We start from the raw sequence: 15,176 nt of genomic DNA, 5'->3' as shown, positions 1-15,176 counted from the left end.
TGCGTTATTAGAGAGTGGGAACGGGCTGGCTCCGTAACGCCACTAGCAAAGCCGCGGCACTGGCACCGCGGCAATCCACAACTTTTTCCGCGCCCGCCGCCCGGGCCATTTCGGCGACTCGCGGGCTGGGCACGAACAACGGCAACTGTGCCACGCGTGGCCACTGGGCGCCGGCGAGGCCTTGCAGATGCAAAAAACCCTGCCCACTGCTGACCACCAGGCCGTTCAAGCGTTCCACTGCAATGCGCTGGGCGAGCACATCCGGGTCGTAGGCCGGCAGAAACCGACGATACAACTCCAGGTAATCGACACTAGCACCTTGGCCGCGTAAACGCTCAGCCAGCAGCTCTCGCCCACCCTGCCCACGCAGGATCAAGACCCGGGCATCGTCAACGGCGATAGCCTCGCGCAACCGGGGCAATTCAAGCAAGGCCTCGCTGTCATCCCCAAGCTCGGGGTAGCTCACGTTAAGGCCACGCTCGGCCAGGACCTGGGCCGTGGCCGCACCGACGCTGAACCACGGCAAGCCCGGCACCGCTGGCGCGTGCTGATCGAGCAATTGCAGCGCCAGGCGCGCGGCCGGCTTGCTCACCACGATCACCGCACAATAGCGATCCAGGCCCTGGAATACCGCCTGGTGTTCGCCCGTGACGGGCAAGGGTGCGGTTTCCAGCAACGGCAGGCTGCTACTGAAGATACCCGCGTCGGACAACGAGGCCGCCAGGGCTGCCGATTCCTCGGCAGGCCGCGTCAGCAGCACACGCCAGCCGGTCACTGCGGACCGGCCTCGCCATAGACTTTCTGCAGAATGGCGCCGGCGCCTTTGGCCAGGAGCTCTTCGGCGACCTGCACGCCCAGGCTCGCAGCCTCGGCCTGTGGCCCGCGGATTTGCGCAGTAAGCAGCAAACCACCGTCGGGGTCGCCCACCAGGCCACGCAGCCACAGGTTGTCACCTTCAAGTACCGCGTAACAGGCAATCGGCACCTGGCAGCCACCGTTAAGGTGCTTGTTCAGGGCGCGTTCGGCAGTGACGCGGATTTCGGTTTGCGGGTGATCGAGGGGCTTGAGCAGCGCCTGGATTTCACGGTCTGCGGTGCGGCATTCGATACCGACTGCCCCCTGGCCACCGGCCGGCAAGCTGTCTTCGACACTGATGGCCGAGGTGATACGGTCTTCAAAGCCCAGGCGGATCAGGCCGGCTGCCGCCAGGATGATCGCGTCGTACTCACCGGCATCCAGCTTGGCCAGGCGGGTATTGACGTTGCCCCGCAGGAAGCGGATCTGCAGGTCCGGGCGACGGGTCAGCAACTGCGCCTGGCGACGCAGGCTGGAGGTGCCGACGATGCTGCCCTGCGGCAAGTCATCCAGGGAGGCGTAGGTGTTGGACACGAAGGCATCGCGGGGATCTTCACGCTCGCAGATGCAATACAGGCCCAACCCCTCGGGAAAGTCCATCGGCACGTCTTTCATCGAGTGCACGGCGATGTCGGCCTCATTCTCCAATAGAGCGGTTTCCAGCTCCTTGACGAACAGGCCCTTGCCGCCGATTTTCGACAGCGGCGAGTCGAGCAGCTTGTCGCCACGGCTGACCATGGGCACCAGAGACACCGTGAGGCCCGGATGGGCTTGCTCAAGGCGGGCTTTGACGTATTCGGCCTGCCACAAGGCCAGGGCGCTTTTACGGGTGGCGATGCGGATTTCGCGAGAGGACATGGATCGATCCGTACTGAATAGATACGGCAGATAATAACAGCTCAGGCAGAACCGCCTTGATTTGAATCAGCAAGTGCAGGGCCTCCCTGGCCGCTGCGCACCGGGATACGGGGCATGCAGGTCGCTACAGCCCTCGGGCTAAAGCTGCTGCATCATTTTGCGCACGCCTGCGACATGGCGCCGGCTGACGATCAACGCGTCGCCGTTGAGCCCTTTGAGGAACAACTGGAAATGCCCCAGGGGCGTGCGCTGCAGGCGCTCGATGCGTTCGCGGGCCACCAGCGCATTGCGGTGGATACGCACGAAACGTTCGCCAAATTCGTCTTCCAGGGCCTTGAGTGGCTCATCGAGCAGCACTTCACCGACCTCGTGGCGCAAGGTCACGTACTTGTGGTCGGCGATAAAGTAAATCACCTGGTCCACCGGAATCAGTTCGATGCCCTTGCGGGTCCGGGCACTGATATGGCTGCGGGGGCCGTTGCCACTTTGCGCTGCGGGCTGAGTCAGGGCAGCAAGCTGCACGCGATTGGGCCGCTCAGCCTTCTTCAAGGCCTTGAGCAGCGCATCGGCCGATACCGGTTTGGTCAGGAAGCTGACACCGCTGGCCTCCAGGACCTCGGAAGAAAATTCCTCTTCGCTGGCGCATAGCACCAGCGCTGGCGGCGACTCGCGTTCGCTCAAGCGGGCAGCAACCTGCAGGCCATCAAGGCCCGGCATGCGGATATCGAGCAGCACCACATCCGGCTTCAGGCTTTCGATCAAGGCCAACGCCTCGTCGCCACTGCAAGCGCTGGGTTCAAGGACACTGTATCCCTCGAGTTCACTGACCATACGGCTCAGTCGCTCGCGGGCTTGGGGTTCGTCATCAACGATCAGGACATTCATATTGCGCTGGATTCCTGCGTGAGTCTCGCACAAGGATAGCGTAGACAGGTGCGGTGACTTCCGTCACGGCGATCCACGCTAAGACTAGCGCGAGCGGCAAAAAGTGCCCTGAGAGCGACACCAATATTTACCCGGACCTGTTCAATACCGCCCATACCCCGATACCGCAGGGCATCTTCATAGGGTTTGCTGATACACAATATGAACACCCCCTCTACTTAAAGGTTAGCCTGGAGTTCGACCTCATCGCCTGGCATTGGTGCACTGCACCCCTGTCAGTGCAACTGTAGACGCTCATGAAGACGACATTGCTCAATCGTCAAATATCGTTTCAATAAACATCCTTTGTTTACCTCAGGATCCGGTCGGGTGAAACCCCCTTTCACTCCCGCCTCCAGTCTCATCCCGGACGCGGCCAACGGCAAGGCACTTTGCCACCCAGCAAACAAATAAAAATGCCGACGCGGCGTATCAACGCCTCCACGGGCAACCCTGTTATTATCGGCGGCACACTTTCATGCCTCTTTTAAGCAGATCACGAGCGAATCCATGAGCACCGACAAGACCAACCAGTCCTGGGGCGGCCGCTTCAGTGAGCCCGTCGACGCCTTCGTCGCGCGCTTCACCGCCTCCGTCAATTTCGACCAGCGCCTCTATCGCCACGACATCATGGGCTCGATCGCCCACGCCACCATGCTGGCCAAGGTCGGCGTGCTGACCGACGCCGAGCGCGACAGCATCATCGATGGCCTGACCACCATCCGTGGCGAAATCGAGGCCGGCACCTTTGACTGGCGCGTGGACCTTGAAGATGTGCACATGAATATCGAGGCGCGCCTGACCGACCGCATCGGCGTGACCGGCAAGAAGCTGCACACCGGGCGTAGCCGCAACGACCAGGTGGCCACCGATATCCGCCTGTGGCTGCGTGATGAAATCGACCTGATCCTGGCCGAAATCACCCGCCTGCAAACAGGCCTGCTGGAGCAGGCCGAGCGTGAATCGGGCACCATCATGCCCGGTTTCACCCACCTGCAGACCGCGCAGCCCGTGACCTTCGGCCACCACCTGCTGGCCTGGTTTGAAATGCTCAGCCGCGACTACGAGCGCCTGGTCGATTGCCGCAAGCGCGCCAACCGCATGCCCCTGGGCAGCGCCGCCCTGGCCGGCACCACCTACCCGATCGACCGCGAATACACCGCGCAACTGCTGGGTTTCGACGCCGTGGGCGGCAACTCCCTGGACGGCGTGTCGGATCGCGACTTCGCCATCGAGTTCTGTGCCGCGGCCAGCATTGCGATGATGCACTTGTCGCGCTTCTCTGAAGAGCTGGTGTTGTGGACCAGCGCGCAGTTCCAGTTCATCGACCTGCCGGATCGCTTCTGCACCGGCAGCTCGATCATGCCGCAAAAGAAAAACCCCGACGTGCCAGAGCTGGTGCGCGGCAAGAGCGGCCGCGTATTCGGCGCGCTGATGGGCCTGCTGACCCTGATGAAAGGCCAGCCCCTGGCCTACAACAAGGACAACCAGGAAGACAAGGAACCGCTGTTCGACGCCGCCGACACCCTGCGCGATTCGCTGCGCGCGTTTGCCGACATGATCCCGGCGATCAAGCCCAAGCACGCCATCATGCGCGAAGCGGCCCTGCGCGGTTTCTCCACCGCCACTGACCTGGCGGACTACCTGGTGCGCCGTGGCCTGCCGTTCCGCGACTGCCATGAAATCGTCGGGCATGCGGTGAAATACGGTGTGGATACCGGCAAGGACCTGGCGGAAATGAGCCTGGAAGAGCTGCGCCAGTTCAGCGACCAGATCGAGCAGGACGTGTTCGCGGTGCTGACCCTGGAAGGCTCGGTGAATGCCCGCAACCATATCGGCGGCACGGCTCCGGCCCAGGTCAAGGCGGCAGTGGTGCGCGGCCAAGCGCTGCTCGCCAGCCGCTAACAGCATCGCGGGCAAGCCCGCTCCCACCTTTGACCGGGGCCTTCAATTTAACTCGGTCAAAATGTGGGAGCTGGCTTGCCTGCGATAGCATCACCTTAGTGTCACTGACACACCGAGGTGCCTGCATCGCGGGCAAGCCCAGCTCCCACACAAGCCCGCTCCCACATTTATCACTTCTTCGCCGCGATCATCGCCATGAAGGCCGGCATCGCCGCTTCCTTGTCTGCCGCCACTCGCTGGGCGTTGGGCAGGTCTTGCAGCGTCTTCAGCAAGGCCTTGGCCTGCGGCAATTCAGCCAGCAGATCCAGGCCAAACAGCTTCCCACCGACCGCACATGCCAAGTCCACGCTGTACATGAAGTACAGGTCGGCCAGGGTAAAACTCTCCCCCGCCACATACGGCGCAAACTTGCCGTGCCGGCCCAGCGAAGCAACCCCCAACAGCAACTCGGCCCTGGCCTTGTCCTTGATCGCTTCCGGCACCGTCATGCCAAAGAATGCCTCGGCATAGCAGGTCCGGGCCGGCAGCTCGATGTACAACTCGATTTCCCTGCACAACGCCAACACCTGGGCACGCTGGAATGCATCGCCTGGCAGCAGGGCCGGGCCCGACTGGGTCTGTTCGAGGTATTCGAGAATCACGCCGGTTTCGTTGATAAAGCCTTTTTCGACCTTGAGCACCGGCACCTTGCCACGTGGGCTCACCGCCAGTGCTTCAGGGGTTTGCCCGGCATAAAACGGCACCTCCTCAAAGGGCAGGCCCTTTTCCAGGAGCGCCAGCTTGACCATGTTGTAGTAGTTACTGACCGAAAATCCATAGAGCTTAAGCATCACAAAGCCTCCAGGCCGTGCAGGGGGTTGGCTGGGTAGGTTATAGAACGAGATGAGCCGCCTGGCTAGCAGCATCACCTGGCTGAATGGGGGTAGACTGGCGCCCTTTCCTGACAGGAGGCTGCCATGAGCGAGCCAACCGATATCGACAACGACGAAGAAGAGTTCGCCGAATCCACCTTGACCCAAGCGATCGAAAACCAGATCGAAAGCGACAACCCGCCGGCGGCCAAGGCCACGTTCAACAAGCTGACCCTGGTGGGCTACGAGCGCGAAGACATCCTGAACCTGATGGCTCATGTGCTGGCCGTGGAAATCGACGCAATGCTGGAAGAAGACCGGCCGTTCAATACCGACTGGTATGAAACCGCCCTGCGCGCCCTGCCAGAGCTGCCGCCAGAAAACCAGTAACTGCCCGGTATCGCCATCGCCGGCAAGCCGGCTCCTGCAGGAGTGCGGCTTGCCCCCCCTGTGTCCATATCGCACTGGACAGTTCGCCCAAGTACGTTCACCTTAGGGGCTGCTAGCGTCTGACAATTCCTAGAACGTCTGGAGTCCTTATGTCGTATACCCCTGAGTTGGTTGCCGAACTGGAAATCCTTGCACTTTTCAACCTGGGCAGCTCCCAGGAAGGCCTGAAAGTCCATCAGACCGCCGCTCCCACTGCCATTGCTGCTGCCAAGCGCCTGTTCGAGAAAAAACTGATCGACCAGCCAGATGGCGGCTACCTGACCAGCCTGGGCCGCGACGCAGCAGAACAAGCGCAAACATTGCTGACTATCCTGACCACCGCCACCACCAAAGAAGCCGCCTGACACTCTGTATCGCCCACGGGATCCTCGGTTCACGGATTCCGCGGGCACGCCTGCGCACGCGATAGAATTCTGGCGCCAAAAACAAATTCCCCTTAAGCCTCCTACGATTCTGTCTGTAAACTCCTACACGGCGGCCCACGCCGGGCCTGTGAGCCGTTGAGTTCGACATGACCAGTACCCATGAAATCCGCCCTGACTTGGATGAAGGCATTGACCGCAAGGTACTGGCCCAACTGCGCTCGCGTTTCCTGACCCTCAATGCCGGCCGCATGGCCCGGGCTGTCGAAGGCCTGACACCGCGCCAGCAAAGCGTGCTGGCGCTGCTGCCGCTGTTTTTCCACGTCAATCACCCGCTGCTGCCGGGCTATGTCTCGGGCAGTACCCCGGCCGGGTTGTCGAATTTTGAACCGGACGCCCAGGTCCTGGCCGAAGCCCAGCGCCTGACCCGCTCGTTCTCCTACAAGCCACGCCATGGCAACCCGCCCACCCCGATCCACGGCCTGTTCCTGATGGGCAGCCTCGGCACGCTGGCCCAGGCCGACCAGAGCGATATGGACGTGTGGGTGTGCCACGCCGACAACCTGAGCGAGGCCGAGCTGGGCGAGTTGCGCAAAAAGTGCCAGTTGCTGGAGGCCTGGGCCCTGACCATGGGCGCCGAGGCGCACTTTTTCCTGGTCGAACCGAGCCGTTTTGCACTGGGTGATCGCGATACCCTGCTCAGTTCGGATGACTGCGGCACCAGCCAGCACTATCTGTTGCTCGACGAGTTCTACCGCACCGCTATCTGGCTGGCCGGGCGCACGCCGATCTGGTGGCTGGTGCCGGTCTACGAAGAGGCGCGCTACGCCGAATTTACCCACACGCTGATCTCCAAACGTTTTATCCGCGCCGACGAAACCCTCGACCTCGGGCACCTGGCCCACATCCCACCGGGAGAATTTATCGGCGCCGGCCTGTGGCAGTTGTTCAAGGGCATCGAGTCACCCTATAAGTCGGTGCTCAAGCTGTTGCTCACCGAGGTGTATGCCAGCGAACACCCCAGGGTGCAGTGCCTGAGCCTGCGCTTCAAACGGGCGGTATTCGCCAACCAGCTGGATCTGGATGAGCTGGACCCGTACATCGTGGTCTACCGCCGCATCGAGGAATACCTGCGCGGGCGCAACGAGCCCGAACGCCTGGAACTGGTGCGGCGCAGCCTGTACCTGAAGGTCAACCGCAAGCTCACCACCGGCCAGCGCACCGCCGGTTGGCAACGCGCACTGCTGGAGCGCCTGGCCAATGAATGGGGCTGGGACCCACGGCAACTGGCCCTGCTCGACAGCCGCAGCCAATGGAAAGTGCGCCAGGTTGCGTCCGAACGCCGGGCCCTGGTCAACGAGCTCAATTACAGCTATCGCTTCCTGACCCAGTTCGCGCGTACCGAGCAGACCGTCAGCCTGATCAACAAGCGCGACCTCAATGTGCTGGGCCGACGCCTGTATGCCGCCTTTGAACGCAAGGCCGGCAAGGTCGAGTTCATCAACCCCGGGATTGCCCCGGACCTGGCCGAAGACACCCTCACCCTGGTCCACTCACCCAACCGCAAAGAGCCGGGCCAGTCCCATTGGGGCCTGTATAACGGCAGCCTGACCGCCCTGGAATGGGAGCACTTTGCACCGATCAAACGCAGCCGCGACCTGCTGGAGATGCTCACCTGGTGCCATCGCAACGGCGTGATCGACAGCAGCACGCGCCTGGCCCTGCACCCGGGCACCAGCGACTTGAGCGAGTTCGAGCTGTTCAACCTGCTGGGCAGCCTGCAACAGACCCTCGCCCTGCCCCTGGCCATGGTCGATGAGGAGCGCTTGCTGCGCACGGCGATACCCGATGAAGTGCTGTTGCTGATCAACGTCGGGGTCGACCCGCTCAAGCATCACCGCGACTTGAATATCCTGATGACCACCGAGCGCACCGACTCCCTGAGTTACGCAGGCGTGCGGGAAAACCTGGTCCTGACCCTGGACCAGGTGACACTCAACAGCTGGAACGAGGTGATGGTCAGCCGCTACGACGGCCCCCACGCCCTGCTCGACTGCCTGCGCGACTACCTGAACCAATTGCCGCGCAACCAACTGCCACGGCTGCGGGTGCGCTGCTTTTGTCATAACCGCGCACAGTTTATCGCCCAGCGGGTGGAAGAGATTTTCGACACCGCGCAACACCTGATGCTCAGCCAGCTCAACCACCGCTACCTGATCCAGGTGCAGCAGCACTATCACGTCATGGAGCTGGCGCCAGGGCAAGCCAATCATGTGTCACTGGCCAGCCAGCAGGCGCTGGTGGACTACCTCAGTGAAGAACTGGCCAGCTACAGCCCGCTGCACCTGGACGCCATGGCCCTGGAAGACCACGACCTGGCGATCTTGCTGCCCATGGGCCAGGCGGACTGTGTGCAGGTGTTCTATCGCATCAACGATGGCTTCGCCGAGCTCTATGTGCTCGACGAGTTCAACGCCCTCTGGCAACAGCGCCTGCCGTTTCATGATGAGCAGAGCCTGCTCGCACCGTTGCAGCGCTTCCTGCAATCGATCATCTATCGTCGGGACGCCCTGTCACCGCTGGACCCGCAGCAGCCACTAGGGGCCGTGCAGACGTTGTATTACCAACTATTGCCATCGGCAGGCGGCCGCGCCCGTCGGGTCGAGCCACGACCAGCCCCCCAGGTCCCGGCCAACAAACCGTTCTACGATGTGCAGGCGATTATCGGCAAGGGCGCGCCAGGCCAGGTGGGGATTACCCTGTACTGCAATCAGCGGGAGTTTTGCGAACTGGAATTTGGCGACCAGCTGTTTGCGGTGGTCGCCCAGGAGATCGTCGGGCAGCGCCGGGAAACCGAGCGCTATCGTTGCTACATCACCGATCTGGACCTATCCGGCCTGCTTGGCGATGTTCAAGGCCCGAGCAATCTGTACCTGCGCTACAAAGCCGAGTTGGAGCAGGCGCTCAACCAGGCCTTGAATCAGATTTAAAGTGTAAACGCGCCGCCGTCTTTGGGCTGGCCTTCGACACTCAGCAGCTCAAGCTTGAGGGTCTTGCCGCCTGGAGCCGGCCAATCGATATGCTGGCCAACCTGCAGGCCCAGCAACGCACTGCCCACCGGGGCCAGGATCGAGATCTTGCCTTCGTCGGCATTCGCATCCTTGGGGTAGACCAGGGTCAGGTGATAGTCCTTGCCGCTGCTTTGCTCACGGCAATGCACGCTAGAGTTCATGGTCACGACGCCCGCAGGCACTTCATCGTGGCCAACCACGTCTTCGGCACGGTCAAGTTCGGCTTGCAGGGCGATGACGCCTGGCAATTTGTCGTCCATACGGTCGATCAGTTGCTCAAGACGTTGCACATCGAGACGGGTGAGGATGATGGAAGGTGCAGTCATGATTGCGGCAGACTCCTTTTTTTTCTGCACAAAAAAGCAAAACCCCGCCAATAAACGGCGGGGTTCTCACGGACCTCGATGAGTTGAGGTATACCCGGACACTACCACAGCACAACAAATAAACAAGATGGACCGGTCTGAAGCTCAGGCGCCAGCCTTGCGTTGCTCGGCCTGGGCGACAATCACCCGGCGCCGTTGATCGTCGGCAGAGCGCCATTCCCGGATATCTTCCACATGCCGGAAGCAGCCGAGGCAGACTTTTTGCTCATCCAGCCGACACAAACTGATACAAGGTGACGGCACCGCCGGGCTGACATTACTGAACAGCGGCTTGGGCGCACGGGCGGGAGCGGGCTGGGTCACGATCAAATCTCGTCGAAGTCCAGCTCGACGCCGGCCTGTTCCAGGGTGAGGCGTGCAAGCATTTCGCTCAACAGCTCGTCACTGGTGTCGTGCGACCAGCGTTTTTCTTCTTCGTCATAGTCAAAGTGAAAACCGCCAGAGCGCGCCGCCAGCCACAACTGACGCAGCGGCTCCTGGCGGCTGAAGATCAATTGGCTGCCGTTCTCGAACTTGACGGTCAACACGCCTGCAGAATTTTCCAGATCCACGTCCAGGCCACTCTCGTCGAAAATATCCTCCAGCGCTTGCTGGGTCGCATCGACCAGGTCGTGAAAGCGGGCTTCGGTCAAACTCATGGTGGGAACCTCAAAAAGTGTCTACTCACGCTCAAGCGCCGCACGATACGGAGGCGCCATGATGATTGCAAAGGATACCGATTTCATTCCCACCAGCCGCGTGAAATATCCCAGAGTGATGTAGGCCACTTCACGACATACTCGGCAAAGCCCCGCCGGACGGGTGTCCCGGCGCATAGGCAAGCTGGCGGGTGGTCGGTATACTCGGGCGCAATTAATGCATATTCAAGGATTTAGCCATGAAGCGCCTGATCTCTTCCCTTGCTGCGCTCGTCGCGGTCGCTTGCCTCGTCAGTGCCTGTGGTCAAAAAGGCCCGCTGTACCTGCCCGATGACAGCAAAGACCCGAATGAACAGGCAAAAACCTCGCAATCCAAAGCGCACAAGCACGACACCTACTAAGGGATCACCATGGACGCTTTTAACTACCGGGACGGCGAGCTGTTCGCGGAAGGTGTCGCGCTGTCTGCCATTGCCGAGCGCTTTGGTACCCCGACCTACGTGTACTCCCGCGCCCATATCGAAGCGCAATACCGCACCTTCGCCGATGCGCTGGAAGGCACGCCAAGCCTGGTGTGCTACGCCGTAAAAGCCAACTCCAACCTGGGTGTACTCAATGTCCTGGCGCGCCTGGGCGCTGGTTTTGACATTGTGTCCCGGGGCGAGCTGGAGCGTGTGCTGGCCGCTGGCGGCCAGGCCGACAAAATCGTGTTCTCCGGTGTTGGCAAGAGCCGCGAAGACATGCGCCGCGCCCTGGAAGTGGGCGTGCATTGCTTCAACGTCGAATCCACCGACGAGCTGGAGCGCCTGCAAGGGGTGGCCGCCGAGATGGGCGTGCGTGCGCCGATCTCCCTGCGCGTCAACCCGGATGTGGATGCCGGTACCCACCCGTACATTTCCACCGGTCTCAAAGAGAACAAGTTCGGCATCGCCATTGCCGACGCCGAAGACGTGTACATCCGCGCCGCCCAACTGCCGAACCTGGAAGTGCTGGGCGTGGACTGCCATATCGGCTCGCAACTGACCAGCCTGCCACCGTTCCTCGATGCCCTCGACCGCCTGCTGGCGCTGATCGACCGCCTCGGCGAGTGCGGCATCTACCTGCACCACATCGACCTCGGTGGTGGCGTGGGCGTGCGTTATCGCGACGAAGAGCCGCCACTGGTGGCCGACTACATCAAGGCCGTACGCCAGCGCACCGAAGGCCGCGACCTGACGCTGATGTTCGAGCCGGGCCGCTATATCGTCGCCAATGCCGGCGTACTGCTGACCCAGGTCGAGTACCTCAAGCACACCGAATACAAGGATTTCGCCATCGTCGATGCGGCGATGAACGATTTGATCCGCCCGGCGCTGTACCAGGCCTGGATGAACGTCACCGCCGTGACACCGCGTAACAGCGAAGCACGCGCCTACGACATCGTCGGCCCGATCTGCGAAACCGGCGACTTCCTGGCCAAGGACCGTGAACTGGCCCTGGCAGAAGGCGACCTGCTGGCCGTGCATTCGGCCGGCGCCTATGGGTTTGTCATGAGTTCCAACTACAACACCCGCGGGCGTACCGCCGAAGTGTTGGTGGACGGTGATCAAGCGTTTGAAGTGCGTCGCCGCGAGACGGTAGCCGAGTTGTTTGCTGGCGAAAGCCTGCTGCCGGAGTAAGCCATGCTGCTGCGTTTTACCAAGATGCACGGCCTGGGCAATGACTTCATGGTCCTTGACCTGGTCAGCCAGCATGCGCACATCCTGCCCAAGCACGCCAAGCTGTGGGGCGATCGCCATACCGGTATCGGCTTCGACCAGTTGCTGATCGTCGAGGCGCCGAGCAACCCGGAGGTGGACTTCCGCTACCGGATCTTTAACTCCGACGGCTCCGAAGTGGAGCAATGCGGCAACGGCGCACGCTGCTTCGCCCGTTTTGTGCTGGACAAGCGCCTGACCGCCAAACGGCAGATTCGCGTCGAGACCAAAAGCGGCATTATCGAGCTGGATATCCGCAGCGACGGCCAGATCAGCGTCAACATGGGCGCCCCGCGCCTGGTGCCGGCCGACATTCCGTTCCAGGCCGATGCCCAGGCCTTGAGCTATCCGCTGGATGTCGACGGCACCGTGGTCGAGGTGGCCGCCGTGTCCATGGGCAACCCCCATGCGGTGCTGCGGGTCAACGACATCAACAATGCGCCGGTGCATGAGCTGGGGCCGAAGATCGAACATCACCCGCGCTTTCCGGCACGGGTCAATGTCGGCTTCCTGCAGGTCATCGACCGCTCCCGTGCGCAATTGCGGGTGTGGGAGCGCGGCGCCGGGGAAACCCAGGCCTGTGGCACCGGTGCGTGCGCCGCCGCCGTGGCCGCGATCAGCCAGGGCTGGATGGACTCGCCCCTGTTGATCGACCTGCCCGGCGGACGCCTGTCCATCGAATGGGCAGGCCCCGGCCACCCGGTAAAAATGACCGGCCCGGCATCCCGTGTATACGAAGGACAGGTCCGTCTATGAGAGCGACTCGCCAATGACCGATAAGCCCCAGGCACCCGCCAAGCAGCCCGAAGCATCCCCTTGCGCAAGCCTGGAGGCAGCGGCCGTCGCCGCTTACCTGGAGGCTAACCCGGACTTCTTCGTCGAACACGACGAGTTGCTGCCGGCCTTGCGCATTCCCCATCAGCGTGGCGATACCGTGTCGCTGGTGGAACGGCAGATGAAAATCCTGCGCGAGCGCAATATCGAAATGCGCCATCGACTCTCGCAGTTGATGGACGTGGCCCGCGACAACGACCGCCTGTTCGACAAGACCCGCCGCCTGATCCTCGCGCTGCTGGATGCTGGCAGCCTGGAAGACCTGACCATTGCCGTCGAAGACAGCCTGCGCCAGGACTTCCAGGTGCCGTTTGTCAGTCTGATCCTGTTCAGCGACAACCCGATGCCGGTCGGGCGCTGGGTCAAGGGCAGCGAGGCGCAGACCGCCATTGGCGGCCTGTTGTCGGAAGGCAAGACCATCAGCGGCACCCTGCGCGAGCATGAGCTGGACTTCCTGTTTGGCGAAGACCAGCGCGTGCAGATCGGCTCGACGGCCGTGGTCGCCCTCAGCCATCAAGGCTTGCACGGCGTGCTGGCCATCGCCAGCCGTGATCCGCAGCACTACAAGAGCACGGTCGGCACGCTGTTTTTGACCTACATTGCCGAAGTGCTGAGCCGCAGCCTGCCGCGCTTTACCAGCGCCCTGCGCGCGGTGCGCTAGCCATGGAACGGCAACTGGACGCCTACTGCGCTCACCTGCGCAGCGAGCGCCAGGTGTCTGCCCATACGCTGGAAGCCTATCGACGGGACTTGAACAAGGTCCTGGCGTTCTGCCAGAAACAACAGATCGGCAGCTGGAAGGCCCTTGATATCCAGGGCCTACGCAGCCTGATTGCACGCCTGCACCAGCAGGGCCAATCCTCCCGCAGCCTGGCGCGCCTGCTGTCGGCGGTGCGCGGCCTGTATCACTACCTCAACCGCGAAGGCCTGTGCGACCACGACCCGGCCAACGGCCTGGCGCCGCCCAAGGGTGAGCGCCGCCTGCCCAAGACCCTGGATGCCGACCGCACCCTGCAATTGCTCGACGGCGCGGTCGAGGATGATTTCCTGGCGCACCGCGACCAGGCGATCCTGGAGCTGTTCTACTCCTCGGGCCTGCGCCTGTCGGAGCTGACCAGCCTCAACCTCGAACAACTGGACCTGGCCGATGGCCTGGTGCAAGTGCACGGCAAAGGCAGCAAGACCCGCGTGCTGCCCATCGGTAAAAAGGCCCGGGACGCCCTGCTGGTATGGCTGCCCCTGCGAGCCCTGGCCAACCCACCGGACGATGCGGTGTTTGTCAGCCAGCAAGGCCGACGCCTCGGGCCACGGGCCATTCAGTTGCGGGTCAAGGCGGCGGGCGAGCGGGAGCTGGGGCAAAACCTGCATCCGCACATGCTGCGCCACTCCTTTGCCAGCCACCTGCTGGAATCGTCACAAGACTTGCGCGCCGTGCAGGAACTGCTCGGCCACTCGGATATCAAGACCACCCAGATCTACACCCACCTGGACTTCCAGCACCTGGCGACGGTGTACGACAGCGCCCACCCTCGGGCCAAACGCGTTAAAGGCGGCGACTCATGAGCATCAAACTAATCACCTTCGACCTGGACGATACCCTGTGGGACAACGTCCCCGTCATCATCAGTGCCGAAGCATCGATGCGCCAATGGCTGGCGACCCATGCGTCCAAGGTCGGCGAGTTGCCCCTGGAGCATTTCGCCAGCCTGCGCCAGCAGGTGCTGCAACGTCATCCAGAGCTCAAGCACCGGATCAGCGTGCTGCGCCAACGAGTGCTGATGCACGCCTTTGAAGAGGCCGGCTACCCACAACCGCAGGCCACGGAAATGGCCGATGTATGCTTTGAAGCGTTCATTCATGCACGGCACCAGCTCACCGTCTTCCCGGAAGCCGAGCCGATGCTGCAAGCCCTGCGCCAGCACTTTTTGCTGGGGGTGATCACCAATGGCAATGCCGATGTGCAGCGCGTAGGCCTGGCGGATTACTTCCACTTCGCCCTGAGGGCCGAGGATATTGGCATCGCCAAGCCGGATGCACGCTTGTTCCAGGAGGCTCTGCAACGTGGCGGGGTGGATGCCGCTGCGGCGGTGCACATTGGCGACCATCCTGGCGATGACATCGCCGGGGCACAGCAGGCGGGGTTGCGGGCGGTGTGGTTCAACCCGACGGGCAAGGCTTGGGAAGGTGAAACGTTGCCGGATGCGCAGATTCGTAGCCTGGCCGAGTTGCCGGAGCTGCTGACCCGCTGGAAATGACACAAAACCCAATGTGGGAGCTGGCTTGCCTGCTCCCACATGGGTTTCGGC

General features: G+C 62.2%; 17 protein-coding genes. 10 read left to right on the top strand and 7 right to left on the bottom strand.

Features of this window, described 5'->3' with window-relative positions; translation table 11 throughout:
* Positions 1–7: 7 nt before the first annotated feature.
* The 3 genes from AC07W7_RS07780 to AC07W7_RS07770 form a co-directional block, all read right to left on the bottom strand.
* The gene (locus tag AC07W7_RS07780; RefSeq protein ID WP_197881377.1) at positions 8–775 is read right to left on the bottom strand and encodes a uroporphyrinogen-III synthase; all 768 of its coding nucleotides are present in this window, start codon (positions 773–775) and stop codon (positions 8–10) included.
* Entirely contained in the window at positions 772–1,713 is a 942-nt protein-coding gene (gene hemC / locus AC07W7_RS07775; protein WP_076964257.1) for a hydroxymethylbilane synthase, read from the bottom strand. Before hemC ends, AC07W7_RS07780 begins: the two co-directional genes overlap by 4 nt.
* 138 nt (positions 1,714–1,851) lie before the next feature.
* Positions 1,852–2,598 (bottom strand): LytR/AlgR family response regulator transcription factor, encoded by a 747-nt coding sequence (locus AC07W7_RS07770; protein WP_495039040.1) that lies wholly within the window; start codon positions 2,596–2,598, stop codon positions 1,852–1,854.
* Positions 2,599–3,147: 549 nt separating this feature from the next.
* Here AC07W7_RS07770 and argH point away from each other — a divergent pair.
* Positions 3,148–4,542: an argininosuccinate lyase gene (gene argH, locus AC07W7_RS07765; protein ID WP_115129266.1), complete on the top strand. Its 1,395-nt coding sequence runs from the start codon at positions 3,148–3,150 to the stop codon at positions 4,540–4,542.
* Between the two features lie 170 nt (positions 4,543–4,712).
* Here argH and AC07W7_RS07760 read toward each other — a convergent pair whose 3' ends face one another.
* Entirely contained in the window at positions 4,713–5,372 is a 660-nt protein-coding gene (locus AC07W7_RS07760) for a glutathione S-transferase family protein (RefSeq protein ID WP_076964261.1), read from the bottom strand.
* A gap of 126 nt (positions 5,373–5,498) precedes the next feature.
* Between AC07W7_RS07760 and AC07W7_RS07755 the strand changes: the two genes are divergently transcribed.
* The 3 genes from AC07W7_RS07755 to AC07W7_RS07745 all read left to right on the top strand — a co-directional run bounded on the left by AC07W7_RS07755 (position 5,499) and on the right by AC07W7_RS07745 (position 9,195).
* A complete protein-coding gene (locus AC07W7_RS07755; RefSeq protein ID WP_032856903.1) occupies positions 5,499–5,783 on the top strand; it encodes a hypothetical protein in 285 nt (94 codons plus the stop codon).
* Positions 5,784–5,932: 149 nt separating this feature from the next.
* Complete coding sequence (locus AC07W7_RS07750) at positions 5,933–6,187, top strand: TIGR02647 family protein (protein ID WP_057440483.1); 255 nt, start codon at positions 5,933–5,935, stop codon at positions 6,185–6,187.
* Positions 6,188–6,354: 167 nt separating this feature from the next.
* A complete protein-coding gene (locus AC07W7_RS07745) occupies positions 6,355–9,195 on the top strand; it encodes a class I adenylate cyclase (RefSeq protein WP_495039039.1) in 2,841 nt (946 codons plus the stop codon).
* Here AC07W7_RS07745 and rnk read toward each other — a convergent pair.
* The 3 genes from rnk to cyaY all read right to left on the bottom strand — a co-directional run bounded on the left by rnk (position 9,192) and on the right by cyaY (position 10,300).
* Positions 9,192–9,602, bottom strand: coding sequence for a nucleoside diphosphate kinase regulator (gene rnk, locus AC07W7_RS07740; protein WP_057444204.1), 411 nt, complete (start codon positions 9,600–9,602; stop codon positions 9,192–9,194). The two genes, AC07W7_RS07745 and rnk, sit on opposite strands and share 4 nt — an antisense overlap.
* Positions 9,603–9,746: 144 nt before the next feature.
* Complete coding sequence (locus tag AC07W7_RS07735) at positions 9,747–9,965, bottom strand: DUF1289 domain-containing protein (protein WP_032856898.1); 219 nt, start codon at positions 9,963–9,965, stop codon at positions 9,747–9,749.
* 2 nt (positions 9,966–9,967) lie between these two features.
* Entirely contained in the window at positions 9,968–10,300 is a 333-nt protein-coding gene (gene cyaY / locus AC07W7_RS07730) for an iron donor protein CyaY (protein WP_076964263.1), read from the bottom strand.
* A 239-nt stretch (positions 10,301–10,539) separates the two neighbouring features.
* Here cyaY and lptM point away from each other — a divergent pair, with 239 nt between their 5' ends.
* From lptM to AC07W7_RS07700, 6 genes are read left to right on the top strand one after another with little or no spacing between them, the layout of a single operon-like run.
* The gene (gene lptM / locus AC07W7_RS07725; RefSeq protein ID WP_076964264.1) at positions 10,540–10,701 is read left to right on the top strand and encodes an LPS translocon maturation chaperone LptM; all 162 of its coding nucleotides are present in this window, start codon (positions 10,540–10,542) and stop codon (positions 10,699–10,701) included.
* Between the two features lie 9 nt (positions 10,702–10,710).
* Complete coding sequence (gene lysA, locus AC07W7_RS07720; RefSeq protein WP_076964265.1) at positions 10,711–11,958, top strand: diaminopimelate decarboxylase; 1,248 nt, start codon at positions 10,711–10,713, stop codon at positions 11,956–11,958.
* Between the two features lie 3 nt (positions 11,959–11,961).
* Complete coding sequence (gene dapF / locus AC07W7_RS07715) at positions 11,962–12,792, top strand: diaminopimelate epimerase (RefSeq protein ID WP_076964266.1); 831 nt, start codon at positions 11,962–11,964, stop codon at positions 12,790–12,792.
* Between the two features lie 13 nt (positions 12,793–12,805).
* Positions 12,806–13,531 carry a DUF484 family protein gene (locus AC07W7_RS07710; protein WP_076964267.1) on the top strand — a complete coding sequence of 242 codons (726 nt, stop codon included), beginning with the start codon at positions 12,806–12,808 and terminating at the stop codon, positions 13,529–13,531.
* Between the two features lie 2 nt (positions 13,532–13,533).
* Positions 13,534–14,433 (top strand): tyrosine recombinase XerC, encoded by a 900-nt coding sequence (xerC, locus tag AC07W7_RS07705; protein ID WP_076964268.1) that lies wholly within the window; start codon positions 13,534–13,536, stop codon positions 14,431–14,433.
* Entirely contained in the window at positions 14,430–15,125 is a 696-nt protein-coding gene (locus tag AC07W7_RS07700) for an HAD family hydrolase (protein ID WP_076964269.1), read from the top strand. The genes xerC and AC07W7_RS07700 overlap by 4 nt, the downstream gene beginning before the upstream one ends.
* Positions 15,126–15,176: the final 51 nt, after the last annotated feature.

Source organism: Pseudomonas sp. GW821-FHT01D09, from assembly GCF_059422465.1.
The sequence above is the reverse complement of the archived record's forward strand: the minus strand, read 5'-3'. Positions and strand labels throughout refer to the sequence as shown.

What these genes read in the sequence shown, in the direction of transcription:
- hemC (WP_076964257.1), bottom strand. Translation starts at nt 1,713, where the DNA reads ATGTCCTCTCGCGAAATCCGCATCGCCACCCGTAAAAGCGCCCTGGCC.
- AC07W7_RS07770 (WP_495039040.1), bottom strand. Translation starts at nt 2,598, where the DNA reads ATGAATGTCCTGATCGTTGATGACGAACCCCAAGCCCGCGAGCGACTG.
- argH (WP_115129266.1), top strand. Translation starts at nt 3,148, where the DNA reads ATGAGCACCGACAAGACCAACCAGTCCTGGGGCGGCCGCTTCAGTGAG.
- AC07W7_RS07760 (WP_076964261.1), bottom strand. Translation starts at nt 5,372, where the DNA reads ATGCTTAAGCTCTATGGATTTTCGGTCAGTAACTACTACAACATGGTC.
- AC07W7_RS07755 (WP_032856903.1), top strand. Translation starts at nt 5,499, where the DNA reads ATGAGCGAGCCAACCGATATCGACAACGACGAAGAAGAGTTCGCCGAA.
- AC07W7_RS07750 (WP_057440483.1), top strand. Translation starts at nt 5,933, where the DNA reads ATGTCGTATACCCCTGAGTTGGTTGCCGAACTGGAAATCCTTGCACTT.
- AC07W7_RS07745 (WP_495039039.1), top strand. Translation starts at nt 6,355, where the DNA reads ATGACCAGTACCCATGAAATCCGCCCTGACTTGGATGAAGGCATTGAC.
- rnk (WP_057444204.1), bottom strand. Translation starts at nt 9,602, where the DNA reads ATGACTGCACCTTCCATCATCCTCACCCGTCTCGATGTGCAACGTCTT.
- cyaY (WP_076964263.1), bottom strand. Translation starts at nt 10,300, where the DNA reads ATGAGTTTGACCGAAGCCCGCTTTCACGACCTGGTCGATGCGACCCAG.
- lptM (WP_076964264.1), top strand. Translation starts at nt 10,540, where the DNA reads ATGAAGCGCCTGATCTCTTCCCTTGCTGCGCTCGTCGCGGTCGCTTGC.
- lysA (WP_076964265.1), top strand. Translation starts at nt 10,711, where the DNA reads ATGGACGCTTTTAACTACCGGGACGGCGAGCTGTTCGCGGAAGGTGTC.
- dapF (WP_076964266.1), top strand. Translation starts at nt 11,962, where the DNA reads ATGCTGCTGCGTTTTACCAAGATGCACGGCCTGGGCAATGACTTCATG.
- AC07W7_RS07710 (WP_076964267.1), top strand. Translation starts at nt 12,806, where the DNA reads ATGACCGATAAGCCCCAGGCACCCGCCAAGCAGCCCGAAGCATCCCCT.
- xerC (WP_076964268.1), top strand. Translation starts at nt 13,534, where the DNA reads ATGGAACGGCAACTGGACGCCTACTGCGCTCACCTGCGCAGCGAGCGC.
- AC07W7_RS07700 (WP_076964269.1), top strand. Translation starts at nt 14,430, where the DNA reads ATGAGCATCAAACTAATCACCTTCGACCTGGACGATACCCTGTGGGAC.